Origin of the sequence: Mycobacteroides abscessus ATCC 19977, assembly GCF_000069185.1 — a bacterium.
Taxonomy (GTDB): domain Bacteria; phylum Actinomycetota; class Actinomycetes; order Mycobacteriales; family Mycobacteriaceae; genus Mycobacterium; species Mycobacterium abscessus.
The window spans coordinates 1,732,802-1,745,012 of sequence record NC_010397.1; the positions used below are offsets into that span (position 1 = coordinate 1,732,802).

Genomic DNA, 12,211 nt, shown 5'->3' on the forward strand with positions numbered 1-12,211 from the left:
GGCGTTGTGTGGTGATATCGATGCGGAACAACGTTTTTCAGCCGGCTCCGCGTTCTTCGTGTGCGGCGCCCTCGGGCGCCGCAATGAGGGTGTGCCAGTTGTCGCGCGCGGCGCGGCCCGCGCCCTCGCTGTCACCGGCTTCGCACCGGGCGATGATCTGCTCGTGCAGGGCCACCGAATGGCGTCCGTCGCGGCTGGCGAAGCGGATTCGTTCCAGGCGGCGCAGCACGGGGGTGACCTGTTCGAGTACGGCGGCGATGTAGGGGTTGGCGCTGGCTTCGACGGCGACGGCGTGGAATTCGTCGTCCGCGGCCAGAGCGGCGTCGGGATCGTGGGCGTCCAGGGCGGCGGCGAAGCGGGTGTTGGCGTGCCGCATCGCCGCGAGGTCGCCGGGGGAGATGTTGGTGATCGCCTCCCGGACGGCGAGCTCGTGCATCGCGGCGGCGACGGACTGCGCGGCACGTGCCTCGCGGACGTCGATGGGACTGACGATGGTGTGCCTACCCGGTTGGGTCTGCACCAGGCCGGCTTGCTCCAGGCGGGCCAGGGCCTCGCGGATCGGGGTCCGGCTCACTCCCAGCCATCGGCTCAACTCGTCGTCACGCAGGCGTTCACCGGGGGCGAGTGTGCCGTCGACGATGGCCGTACGCAGGGCCTTGTAGGCGTTATCGCGGAGCAGGGATCGCGCTGCGATGCCCTCCGAGGGCGGTACCGGCATGCAATATATTGCACATCGGTAGGCGGCGCAGGTCAAGTACCAGGGCCGCGCCGGATGGATGCGGCCAGTTAGAAGCGGCCCCCGCCGCCGCGGAAGCTCGATCCGGAGGATCGGGAGGATCCGCCGTAGGACGACGACCCGGAACCTGACCAGGAGCTGTGGTGGCCCGCTCCACCGCTGAGCATGCCGCGCAGGATTCCGCCGATCACCGCGCCGGCGACATTGCCGGCCACGTCGCCGGCCACGCTGTACCCGCCGTATCCGTTGCCGTAATACCGCTGAGCGCTCTGCACCTCCTGCTGTGCCGAGTATTGGGCCTGGGTCGCCAGTTCGGCGGCGCCGTTGGCGAAGAGGATCGCATCGGACGGATTGGAGGCCCGGCTCTGCTCGGCAGCGGCCAGCCGGCGCTGTGCCTCATCCAGATTCCAGCGCGTCCTGGCGCCCACGGCGCCGCGGTGCAGGCCGATGTACTGGTTGACCGCGTCCAGTCGCTGGCGCGCGGCCACGAGCGCTTGATCGAGCACGCGGGCACGCCGTTCCGCGGCCGCCCTTTCTTCCTGTGCCGCCGCCAAGAGTTTGTCCAGCTGTGCGTCGGCGGCAGCGAGGTGAGTGAACGCGGTCAGCGGGTCGGTCGCGCCGATGCGCTCGGCGTCGGCGACGGCCGCCACGGCGGCGTCGTGCGCCTTGGTCAACTCCTCCGAGGACGGCAGCCTGCCTTGTTTCTGGAATTCTTCGGCCTGCGCGATATCGGATTTCGTGTCGGCGATGGACGCGGCCAGCGAGTCGATGGCGTGGCGGATGTTGTTGGCGGCGTTGTCGATCGCGTCCAGCAGGGCGTTGGCCTGCGTCAGCGCCGATTCGGCACCACGGATGGCATCCACGAGGCTCATCTGCTGGCCCTCCAGGGCGCGGGCCGCCAGTTCGCGCCCGTGCGTGATGCGGGAATCGGCAAAGCGGACACGCTCGGTGGCCTCGGCGACGTTGTCACCGATGGATGCCAATGCCGCGGCATCGAATTCGGTGCGCAGCTGGCCGAGAATCCGTTCGGACTCCGGTAGCCGGGCGGTGACGGCCACCACCTGTTGCGTGAGGGTATCCAGCTTGGCGGGCGCGTTGATCACCAAGTTCCGTAACGCGTCGAAGGCGCTGGACTGGTCCTCCAGGGTGCGATCGGCGCGGGCGGCCGTGGTGATGACGTCGATCAGCAGCCGCCGCTGTTCCAGCGGTGTTTCCGGGATCGCGTCATCGAGCTGCTTGCGCACCGAGAATGCTTGGGCCAGTGCCTTTTTTGCCGAATCGACGGCCTGCTGAAAGGGCGCGGTGGATTCGGTGCCAAATTCCTCGACGGCCAGCGCGAGTTCGGCCTCGCTGGTACGCACCGCGTTGTCGACGTTCACCACAATGGATTTGGACAAGCCGTCCAGCGCGGTGACCGGCTGCTTCGCCAGCGCCTCGGCGTCCGAGGGGTCGATGCCCTTGGCCGCTTCGATTTCCGCCCGCCGGCGCGAGCGGGTGCGGAACCAGGAGAACAGCATGAACGCGCCGACCAACACGGCGCCAAAGGCCAGTGCACCCAGGACCGGCTTCCAGGGAATGGAGGCCGATGAGGAGGCGGCTGATTCCAGCCCGGTGGCGGTCTTGATGGCGGCGCCGTCCCAGTCCGACGTGCGTAGCGCGGGTTCGATCGTGTTGGTCCGCAGATTCTCGATCTCCGAGTCGCTGACGTTCTTGATACCCGAGGCCACCTGGAACGCGTAGCTGCGCTCCTCGGTCGCCACCGCCAGCAGGGCGTCACGGTCTCCCAGGTTGCTGGCCTTGATGGTCTTGTCCGCCCACGCCGTTGGGTCGGTGCCCTCGAAGTCCTTGACGTATACCACCCAGAGCCGGACGTGCTGCTGGTCGTAGAGCTGGTCGACGGCGGCGCGCACCTTCGCCGGGTTTTTCAGCGCCCCGGCCCGGTCGGTGACATAGCCCGGTATCCGGAACGGCGGATCGGCGCTCGCCACCGGTGCCAGCAGCAGCGTCGGGGCACAGACCGCGATGAGGACTCCGAGCAGGCCCGCGAGGGCACGCAGCAGACGCATGGTCGTCAATCTAGTGCCTCGCAAGACGCTTCGACCCGCCCTGGCAGACTGTGCCTACGATGCGTAAAAAGGATGCCTACACCGATTCCGACCGTGAACGCGTCGTCACCGAGTCACCCAAGACGGCGGCCGTCGTTGATATCCCGGCTGCTTCTTTGACGGAGTACCGGACCGATTTCGCGCGGGATCGGGCGCGTGTTCTGCACAGCGCCGCGTTCCGGCGGCTGGCCGACAAGACGCAGGTGGTGGGCCCGCGTGAGGGTGACACCCCGCGCACGCGGCTGACGCACTCGGTGGAGGTCGCGCAGATCGGCCGCGGTATCGCCACGGGGCTGGGCGCCGACCCGGATCTGGTCGATCTGGCCGGGCTGGCCCATGACATCGGCCATCCGCCGTACGGACACAACGGCGAGCGTGCCCTCGATGAAGTGGCGGTGGATTGCGGCGGGTTCGAGGGCAACGCCCAGAACCTGCGCATCCTGACCCGGCTGGAGCCCAAAGTCGTTGATGCCGCAGGCAACAGCGCGGGCCTGAACCTCACGCGGGCCGCCCTGGACGCGGCCACCAAGTATCCGTGGCTGCGCCCACCGGGCGGCGGCAAGTTCGGCGCCTATGACGATGAAGTGGAGGCGCTGACCTGGGTGCGCGCCGGGGCGCCGCCGCGGCGGCGCTGCCTGGAAGCGCAGATCATGGACTGGTCGGACGACGTCGCCTACTCGGTGCACGATGTCGAGGACGGCGTCATCTCGGGTCGTATCGACCTGCGGGTGCTGGCGTCGCGGGGGGAGGCTCAGGTGCTCGCCGAGCTGGGGGTGCGGTCGTTCGGCGGCTTGCAGCAGGGCGCGCTGGAGGAGGCCGCCGCGCGGCTGGCCATGCTGCCGGTGGTCGCCGCCGTCGGCCCGTACGACGGAACGCTGAGCGCGTCGACGGACCTCAAGCGATTGACCAGCGAATTGGTGGGCCGGTTTGCCTCGGCGGCGATCGGTGCCACCCGCGATGTGGCCGGCGCCGGGCCGCTGATCCGGTTCGAGGCCGAGCTGACCGTGCCCGAGGTGGTGGCCGCCGAGGTGGCGGTGCTGAAAATGCTTGCGCTGCAATTCATCATGTCTGATCCGAAGCACATCGCGGTGCAGGCGCGTCAGCGTGAACGCATTCACCGGGTGGCGCGCTGGCTGGCCGAGGGGGCGCCGGCCACCCTGGACCCGGTGTTCTTGCCCGCCTTCGAGTCCGCGGCCGATGACGCGGCGCGCACCCGGGTGGTCGTCGACCAGATCGCGTCCTACACCGAGAGTCGTCTGGAGCGTGTCGACCGCGATAGCCTGGGTGTTCAGGCCAGCTGGGGGTAGGGCGGCATAGACTGACCCAAATGGCCGGACGTATTCCTGATCGCGACATCGCGGCGATCCGTGAGCGCACCCGGATCGAGGACATCGTCGGTGACTACGTCCAGCTGAAACGCGCGGGTGCGGACTCGCTCAAGGGGCTGTGCCCGTTCCACGACGAGAAGTCCCCGTCGTTTCACGTACGGCCCAATCACGGGCACTTCCACTGCTTCGGCTGCGGCGAGGGCGGCGACGCCTACACCTTCATCCAGAAGATCGAGCACATCACCTTTGTGGAGGCCGTCGAACGGCTGGCCGATCGCATCGGCTACACCATCAACTACGAGGGTGGCGGCACCGCGGCACAACGTGACCGCGGCACCCGGGCCCGGCTCGTCGCCGCCAATGCCGCCGCGCAGGAGTTCTACGCCGCCGCACTGGATTCCCCCGAGGCGGCCCCGGCGCGTCAATATCTGACCGAGCGCAACTTCGATGGTGCCGCCGCCAAACAATATGGTTGCGGCTTCGCGCCGTCCGGCTGGGACACCCTGACAAAGCATTTGATGCGCAAGGGCTTCGAATTCAAGGAGCTGGAGGCCGCGGGGCTGTCGCGGGAGGGGCGCCGCGGGCCGATGGACCGCTTCCACCGGCGGCTGCTGTGGCCGATCCGTGCCAGCAGCGGCGAGGTGATCGGCTTCGGCGCGCGCAAGATCTTCGACGACGACACCATGCCCGGCAAGTACGTCAACACCCCGGAAACCATGTTGTACAAGAAGTCGTCGGTGTTGTTCGGTCTGGATCTGGCCAAACGCGATATCGCCAAGGGCCATCAGGCCGTGGTTGTGGAGGGCTACACCGATGTGATGGCCATGCACCTGGCCGGGGTGACCACGGCCGTGGCGTCCTGTGGCACCGCCTTCGGCGACGAGCATCTGTCGATGCTGCGGCGCCTGATGATGGACGACTCGTATTTCCGTGGCGAGCTCATCTACGTGTTCGACGGCGATGCCGCCGGTCAGGCCGCGGCGCTGAAAGCCTTTGAAGGCGAGCAGAACCTGGCAGGGCAGTCATTCGTGGCGGTGGCTCCGGACGGCATGGATCCGTGCGATCTGCGGCTCAAATCGGGGGAGGGGGCGCTGCGGGATCTGGTCGCGCGCCGAATCCCGCTTTTCGCCTTCGCGATTCGGTCGGCGCTGGCGGAGTCCGATCTGGAGATCGCGGAGGGCCGCGTGGACGCGCTGCGCCGGTGCGTGCCGATGGTCGCCAAGATCAAGGACCCCACGCTGCGCGACGAGTACGCCCGTCAGCTTGCCGGCTGGGTCGGCTGGGATGACGTGGCCCAGGTGCTGGCGCGGGTGCGTGAGGAGGCCGGCAAGGCGGCCAAGGGCGGCTCTGTGTCCGCGGATCGTCGTCCCCGTGGCACCGAGACGGCGGCGGCACCCAAGGTGTCGATGCCCGATCCCAAGGACCCCACGCTGTGGCCGCAGCGCGAAGCTCTCAAGGCCGCGTTGCAGTTCCCGGCCTTCGCCGGTCCGGTGTTCGACTCGCTGACCACCGACAGCTTCACCCACCCCGGGTATGTGGCGGTGCGCACCGCGATCGAGGTCGCCGGCGGTACCGCCGCGGGGATCGTCGGTGCGGAGTGGATTGACGTGGTCCGGCGACAGGCGGCAAGTCCGCACGTGGTGACGCTGATCAACGCCCTGACCGCCGAGGTCATCCAGGTTGATAGTGACGAGCGGTTGCCCCGGTACATCGGTTCGGTGCTGGCCAAGCTGCAAGAGGTGTGGGTCGGTCGGCAGGTGGCCGAGGTGAAGTCGAAGCTGCAGCGGATGTCGCCGGTGGACAACGCCGACGAGTACCACGCGCTGTTCGGCGATCTGGTGGCCCTGGAGGCGTACCGGCGCAGCCTGCTGGAGCAGGTCAGCGGCGACGATCTCTCGGTCTGACCGGCCCCTACTTCTTGTCGAGCTGCGGCTCGGGCTCCAAGATCATGGTCGTCTCGTCGATGGGTGTGAGTTCGACCATGTGGGGGTCCGGGGACAGCGAGTTGGCCAGGCGCCGTCGGCTGATCTCGATCAGCTTCTTGGTCGCGGGGCTACCGGTGACGGCCTGATACCCGTTGACGATCTGCTCGTATCGGCGGCGTCCAGCCTTCGCTCCCAGCACGTAGCCGGCTGCCAGCACCAACAAAACCCGAATCACGAACCCTCCACCAACTAACGAAGTTCTCCCTATCCTGCCTGACGCACCCGGGAACGGCTGCGTCAGGAGTGTCACATCTGCCCGGCTCTGAGCGACAACACGTCATGCCAGTCCTCTTTGTCGCTCGTAGGTGGGCCATCCGGTTTGGCTTTCACCCCCGCTCGTAGGCTAGAGTCATGCCTCGGCTCGCGGCACAACCACCGCGTCCCGGGTAATCCCCTGTAGCTCAATTGGCAGAGCATCCGACTGTTAATCGGACGGTTATTGGTTCGAGTCCAATCGGGGGAGCCACCAGGTTTCGCGCCATGATCTCCGTCTCCCAGTGAGGCGGAGTTTTGCGTTTCACCGGCCCGGAAGGCGCTCAGTCGCCCAGGTACGCGTCGGCCCACGCCCCGATGATCCGTCCCGCACGGCGCGCTTCTCCGGGCCCGAACAGAAAGTGGTTGGAACCCTCCAGGGAGACAAAGCTGCGCGGGTGCCGTGCGGTCTGGAAGATCCGGCTGGCGTTCTCGATGCCCACGGTGTTGTCCGTGGGCGAGTGCAGGATCAGCAGCGGCAGGCGCAGGCTCCGGATTTTTTCCTGTAGATCGGCGGCGCGGACATCCTCGACGAAGGCACGTTTCAGCGTGAGCGCTTTGCCGCCGACCATCCAGGTGGCGCTGCCCTCGGCGAGCACCGTCTCGACCACGGCGTCGTACTGGATTTCGGCATGGACGGGGTCCATCGGCGCCCCGACGGTGACGACGGCGCGCACACCGGGGGAGTCCCGCGCGGCCGCCAGCACCGCGGCCCCACCGAAGGAATGCCCGATGAGAATGTCGGCCGGGGTGCCGCGCTCGGCCATAAATGTGCATGCCGCAATAACGTCGTTCGCTTTCACGGTGAATGACCCGTCGCCCCAGTCGCCGTCGGAATCGCCGAGCCCCAGAGCGTCGAATCGCATCATCGCGATGCCGTCCTTGGCCAATTGCTTGCATATGCGCGCCGCGGCAGGGCAATCCTTGCCGAGTGTGAACCCGTGGGAGAAGACTCCCCAGCCCCGAATGGCCCCGTCAGGCCGGTCGATGACCCCGGTGAGGGTGGGGCCGGTGCAACTGGGGAACGTAACGCGTTCAGCCATGAGGGAGGTTTATCACCTTTGCGTGAAAGGCGCTGGGAGAGGACTATCCTGGAGTTATGAAGCGACCACATAATGTGGCGCGAATTCTCTGCTCCGTGTTTATTGCCGGGGCTCTGGCTTCAGCGCCATTTGTTTTGTCCAGCCCTTCCGCCGGCTCTGCCCAGGCGACCGTCTGCGCGACGGCCGGCTACACCACCCGCTGCGAGGGCGTGCCCAGTTCGGCGTGGTACGGGTATGGCTACTACCCGCCGGGGGCCTACTGGGGAGCCCCGGGATACCCGCCGTTGGGCGCTGGGGCGGGCATCCCGATACGCCCTATCCCTTAACGGCGTTGACGGCCTTCACGAAGACATCGGAGAGGTCGTTGCGGTCGACATCGCCCATGCCTGACACCGAGATGGCGTGGTGGTCGTCGAGCTGAGCGGAGTAGGCCACCTGCGCCATCTCCTTTTCCATGCCGGGCGCGCTGATCTTGATGCTCGTGGAGGTGCCGGTCGTCTGCACACCGTCAATGGCGGGTGCGTCGATCTTCTCGCCGGTGCCCTCTGCCATGCCGGCGATCGACAGGGTGAACTTGTCGCAGGCGCCGCCGGTGGTATCGGCGGGGATCGGGTTGACCGTCTCCATCGCCGCGGCGATGATCATGGTCTTGGACATCGGATCCGCGCCGTCCTTGGCGCCGGTGACGCCCTGCATCGTCGTCCCGGTCACCTGCGGGAAGGCGCCCAGCATCTTGTCGGCGCACTCTTGCGGGGTGAAGGTGGCTTTGTCGAAGATGCCCTTCATCTGATCGAGCATCTGCTGGGTCACCGTGGTCTTGGGCTGTACCTCGACGGTGTATCCGGCGGGGAACTGATCCTTGATGGCGTCGATCTTCGCAATGTCGAAGGTGCTGGCCGCGGCCGTCGAGGTGGCGGCGCTGCTGCTGGCCGACGTGCCGGCGGACTCGTCCTTCTTGTCATTGTTCGAACACGCCAGCAACATCCCGCCGGTCAACACCACAGTGCCGAAAACGGTCAATGAACGATTCATGTCGGTAATTCCCCTCTGAACAGTGCGTTTTCAGCAACCTGGAAGTAGATTCAAACATCGTGGCAATCGACGGCTCTACGGGATCTGCCGAACTACCGCATGAATTTGACCACACGCACCCCGACGTGTCCGGGGGATGGTTGCGTGCGGCCACGTTCGGCGCCATGGACGGGCTGGTAACCAACACTGCTCTGGTTGCGGGTGTGGGTGCCAGCGGGCTGGACGCGCACGCGATCGTGCTGACCGGCGCCGCCAGTCTGGTGGCGGGTGCGTTCTCGATGGCGCTGGGCGAGTTCACGTCGGTATCGACGTCCAATTCGCAGATCGAGCACGAGGCGAGCGTGGAACGCCGCGCCATCCAGCTGCACCCCGACGCCGAGAAGCAGGAGCTGATCTCCATGCTCGGCGATATTGGGCTCTCCCCGCAGACCGCGGCGGCGGCGGCCGACGAGATCCACCGGGACGAGAACACCGCGGTGACGATCCACCTCACCCGCGAGCTTGGTATCAATCCCAACGAGACCCCGTCGCCGTGGGTGGCCGCCCTCTCGTCGTTCGTGACGTTCTCGGTGGGCGCGGTGGTGCCGTTGATTCCATTCCTGCTGGGATTCGCCTCACTGCTGGCGGGGTTGATCTGTGGCGGCGTGGGCCTGCTCATCGCCGGCTGGGTGGCCGGAAGTTTCACCTCGCGGCCACGGTGGCTGAGCGCGTTGCGGCAGTTGACATTCGGTGCCATCGCGATCGGGGCCACCTACCTGATAGGCCACCTGATCGGCGTCGCGGTGAATTAACGCCCGGTCGCGCCAAGCTGAGAATGTCCTGAGAGCGGGTAAACCTGCTGGCAGAATTGTGAAGTGAATTTCGCCAGGGTGCCGTTGAAGCCCGATGAATTGGCTCAGGCGGCCGTCATGGCCGCGCTCACCGCGGCCATGGTCATCGTCGGAATCGCCCTGCCGATCCTCGGTGCCGTGCAACTGCTCGGTGCCGTGCCCATGGGTCTCCTGGGCTATCGCTACCGCATCCGCGTGCTGCTGGCCGCCGCCGTGGCCGGGGGAGTCATCGCGTTCCTGCTGGCCGGTCTCGGCGGATTCATCGCCATGTGCCAGTGCGTCTATATCGGGGGCCTGACGGGCGTGGTGCGCCGCCGCGGTCACGGCATGCCGCTGCTGACCGTGATCGGGGTGATCTGTAGTGCGATCATCGCGGCGCTGGCGGTGGGTGCGCTGACGCTGCTGAACCGGATGCGCACCCTGCTTTTCGACGCGCTGCGCGCCTCGCTGGAGGGCCTGTTCAAGATGATCGGGCACATCCCGCATCTGGAGGCGGTGGGTGTGAACGCGACAAGCGCCATCGACTACGCGATGCGCAACTGGATGTGGTTTATCGGCGGCATCGTCTTCACGTTCGTGCTGCTGAATACGATGTTCGGCTGGTGGGTGCTCTCCCGGGTGATTCGGCGCCTATCGGTGATTCCGGATGTGCACCAGCTCGATCCGCCCGCGGTCGCGGGAGCGGTGGGCCCGGTGCCGGCCCGCCTGCATGAGGTGAGATTCCGCTATCCGCGTGGTGAATCCGATGCGCTGGCACCGCTTTCTATGAATATCGACGTCGGCGAGCACGTCGCGATCACCGGGCCCAACGGCTCTGGTAAGAGCACGCTGATGCGCATCCTGGCCGGCCGCGAACCCACGTCAGGTCAGATCGAGCGGCCGGGCTCGGTGGGCCTGGGTGCCATCGGCGGCACCGCAATCGTCATGCAGCACCCGGAAAGTCAGGTACTGGGCACCAAGGTCGCCGACGACGTCGTGTGGGGCCTGCCCGCCGACCACAAGGTCGATATCGGCGGTCTGCTGCGTGAGGTCGGTCTGGAAGGGATGGCGGAGCACAGCACCTCCTCGCTCTCCGGTGGCGAGCTGCAACGCCTGGCGGTGGCCTCGGCCCTGGCCCGCGACCCCGCGCTGTTGGTGGCCGACGAGATCACCAGTATGGTCGACCCGCAGGGTCGTCAGGATCTGCTGGGGGTGTTGTCCCGGCTCACCCAGCAGCACCGAATGTCCTTGGTGCACATCACACATTTCCAGTCCGAGGCCGCGGCTGCCGATCGCGAGGTGGCCCTGCGCGCGGTCAACGGCAAGGCGGCGCGCACCGCGATCCAGACCGTGCCGGTGCCGGCGACCTCGGCCGCGCGGCCCGATAACGAGTCGCCGGTGGTGCTCGAGTTCGATTCCGTGGGGCACGAGTACGCCAGCGGCACACCCTGGGCCAAAACAGCATTGCGCGATGTCTCGTTGGCCGTCCACGAGGGCGACGGGGTACTCATCCACGGCGGCAACGGTTCGGGTAAGTCCACGTTCGCGTGGATCGCGGCCGGGTTGACCAAACCCACGACGGGTCAGTGCCTGCTCGACGGCCGTCCGGTGTCCGATCAGGTGGGGTCGGTGGCAATCAGCTTCCAGGCCGCCCGGTTACAGCTGCTGCGCAGCCGCGTCGACTATGAAATTGCTTCGGCAGCAGGATTTTCGGCCCGAGACACTGATCGGGTGGTGCGGGCCCTGGCCAGTGTGGGGCTCGAGCCCGATCTTGCCACGCGCCCCATCGATCAGCTCAGCGGCGGTCAGATGCGCCGCGTGGTGCTGGCCGGGTTGCTGGCGCGCTCGCCGCGCGCGCTGATTCTCGATGAACCGCTGGCGGGGCTGGACGCCGAAGCGCAGGCGGGCCTGCTGCGGCTGCTGGTCGAGGTGCGCGAGCGCGAGCGGCTCACCATCGTGGTCATCTCGCACGACTTTGACGGCATGCAGGAGCTGTGTCCGCGCACCGTGCATCTGCAGTCCGGTGTGCTGCTGCCCGAAGCGGTGGGGTCGGGGAGACGCGGATGACGAAGACACGTGCACCGCGCCGTCCGGTGGTGCTGCTGCGCCCGGTGCCCGGTACCTCCACCATTCACGAGCTATGGGCCGGGACCAAACTTATTGCGGTCTTTCTAATTTCGGTGCTGCTGACGTTCTTCCCCACCTGGACGGCGATCGGCGCGGTGGCGGCGCTGGTGATTCTCACCGCGTGGCTGGCGCACATCCCGCGCGGGGCGGTGCCCACCATTCCGATCTGGATGGTCGCGTTGGTGATCGGCGGCAGTCTCACGGTGTTCTTCAGCGGCGGACCGCCGTTCTGGCATATCGGGGGGCTCACCATCGGATTTCACGGTGTGCTCGCGGTGGCCCGCACGACGGCGGTCGCCGCGGTGCTGCTGGGCACGGGCGCCATGGTGTCGTGGACGACAAATGTCTCCGAGATCGCGCCCGCCGTGGCCGTGCTGGGGCGGCCCTTGAAGGTCTTCGGGATCCCGGTCGATGAGCGGGCCGCAACCCTGGCGCTGGCACTGCGTTCGTTCCCGATGTTGTCCGATGAGTTCCGGGTGCTCATTGCCGCGCGCCGGCTGCGTCCACCGCAGGTGCGGGAGGGCAGGCGCGGGCGGCGCGGGTTGCGATGGATCGCCGAGGCGGTCGACATGCTCACCGCGGCCATTACCGCGGCGCTACGCCGCGCTTCGGAGATGGGGGACGCCATCACCGCGCGCGGCGGCACCGGCCAGATCTCGGCGCATCCCGCGCGGCCCGGCCTGAATGACGCCATCGCGTTGCTCCTGGTGATCGCCGTAGGAACGGCCGTCGTGTTATTCGAGGTGCTGTAGCCCGCTCCTCAGCGCCGAGCATGCGCAAATGTGCCTCAAACG

At 67.2% G+C, this 12,211-nt stretch carries 10 protein-coding genes and 1 tRNA gene; 6 read left to right on the forward strand and 5 right to left on the reverse strand.

From position 1 onward, the window contains the following. Positions 1 to 37: 37 nt before the first annotated feature. Positions 38 to 718 carry a GntR family transcriptional regulator gene (locus MAB_RS08785; RefSeq protein ID WP_005074680.1) on the reverse strand — a complete coding sequence of 227 codons (681 nt, stop codon included), beginning with the start codon at positions 716 to 718 and terminating at the stop codon, positions 38 to 40. Between the two features lie 68 nt (positions 719 to 786). Beyond that, positions 787 to 2,802, reverse strand: coding sequence for a TPM domain-containing protein (locus tag MAB_RS08790; RefSeq protein ID WP_005110219.1), 2,016 nt, complete (start codon positions 2,800 to 2,802; stop codon positions 787 to 789). Positions 2,803 to 2,861: 59 nt separating this feature from the next. On the opposite strand from MAB_RS08790, the gene MAB_RS08795 reads away from it, so the two are divergent. Then, positions 2,862 to 4,148 (forward strand): deoxyguanosinetriphosphate triphosphohydrolase, encoded by a 1,287-nt coding sequence (locus MAB_RS08795; protein WP_005085034.1) that lies wholly within the window; start codon positions 2,862 to 2,864, stop codon positions 4,146 to 4,148. A gap of 20 nt (positions 4,149 to 4,168) precedes the next feature. Beyond that, on the forward strand, positions 4,169 to 6,073 hold the full coding sequence (gene dnaG, locus MAB_RS08800; RefSeq protein ID WP_005085036.1) for a DNA primase: 1,905 nt from the start codon (positions 4,169 to 4,171) through the stop codon (positions 6,071 to 6,073). Positions 6,074 to 6,080: 7 nt separating this feature from the next. Here dnaG and MAB_RS08805 read toward each other — a convergent pair whose 3' ends face one another. Continuing rightward, positions 6,081 to 6,329, reverse strand: a complete 249-nt coding sequence (locus MAB_RS08805) for a hypothetical protein (protein WP_005060436.1) — start codon at positions 6,327 to 6,329, stop codon at positions 6,081 to 6,083. 215 nt (positions 6,330 to 6,544) lie between these two features. Between MAB_RS08805 and MAB_RS08810 the strand changes: the two genes are divergently transcribed. Beyond that, a tRNA-Asn gene (locus MAB_RS08810) sits at positions 6,545 to 6,620 on the forward strand. A 70-nt stretch (positions 6,621 to 6,690) separates the two neighbouring features. On the opposite strand, the gene MAB_RS08815 is transcribed toward MAB_RS08810, so the two are convergent. Both MAB_RS08815 and MAB_RS08820 read right to left on the reverse strand, forming a co-directional pair. After that, complete coding sequence (locus MAB_RS08815) at positions 6,691 to 7,449, reverse strand: alpha/beta hydrolase family protein (RefSeq protein ID WP_005085165.1); 759 nt, start codon at positions 7,447 to 7,449, stop codon at positions 6,691 to 6,693. Between the two features lie 315 nt (positions 7,450 to 7,764). Further along, a complete protein-coding gene (locus MAB_RS08820) occupies positions 7,765 to 8,481 on the reverse strand; it encodes a DUF5642 family protein (RefSeq protein ID WP_005074687.1) in 717 nt (238 codons plus the stop codon). A 59-nt stretch (positions 8,482 to 8,540) separates the two neighbouring features. On the opposite strand from MAB_RS08820, the gene MAB_RS08825 reads away from it, so the two are divergent. From MAB_RS08825 to MAB_RS08835, 3 genes are all read left to right on the forward strand, one after another. After that, positions 8,541 to 9,272, forward strand: coding sequence for a VIT1/CCC1 transporter family protein (locus tag MAB_RS08825; RefSeq protein ID WP_005087607.1), 732 nt, complete (start codon positions 8,541 to 8,543; stop codon positions 9,270 to 9,272). A gap of 84 nt (positions 9,273 to 9,356) precedes the next feature. Further along, the gene (locus MAB_RS08830; RefSeq protein WP_005110220.1) at positions 9,357 to 11,357 is read left to right on the forward strand and encodes an ABC transporter ATP-binding protein; all 2,001 of its coding nucleotides are present in this window, start codon (positions 9,357 to 9,359) and stop codon (positions 11,355 to 11,357) included. Next, positions 11,354 to 12,169 (forward strand): CbiQ family ECF transporter T component, encoded by an 816-nt coding sequence (locus tag MAB_RS08835; RefSeq protein WP_005085167.1) that lies wholly within the window; start codon positions 11,354 to 11,356, stop codon positions 12,167 to 12,169. The genes MAB_RS08830 and MAB_RS08835 overlap by 4 nt, the downstream gene beginning before the upstream one ends. Positions 12,170 to 12,211: the final 42 nt, after the last annotated feature.

Bases quoted from the DNA above. Each gene is read 5' to 3' on its own strand.
- MAB_RS08785 (WP_005074680.1), bottom strand. From the start codon at position 718: ATGCCGGTACCGCCCTCGGAGGGCATCGCAGCGCGATCCCTGCTCCGC.
- MAB_RS08790 (WP_005110219.1), bottom strand. From the start codon at position 2,802: ATGCGTCTGCTGCGTGCCCTCGCGGGCCTGCTCGGAGTCCTCATCGCG.
- MAB_RS08795 (WP_005085034.1), top strand. From the start codon at position 2,862: ATGCGTAAAAAGGATGCCTACACCGATTCCGACCGTGAACGCGTCGTC.
- dnaG (WP_005085036.1), top strand. From the start codon at position 4,169: ATGGCCGGACGTATTCCTGATCGCGACATCGCGGCGATCCGTGAGCGC.
- MAB_RS08815 (WP_005085165.1), bottom strand. From the start codon at position 7,449: ATGGCTGAACGCGTTACGTTCCCCAGTTGCACCGGCCCCACCCTCACC.
- MAB_RS08820 (WP_005074687.1), bottom strand. From the start codon at position 8,481: ATGAATCGTTCATTGACCGTTTTCGGCACTGTGGTGTTGACCGGCGGG.
- MAB_RS08835 (WP_005085167.1), top strand. From the start codon at position 11,354: ATGACGAAGACACGTGCACCGCGCCGTCCGGTGGTGCTGCTGCGCCCG.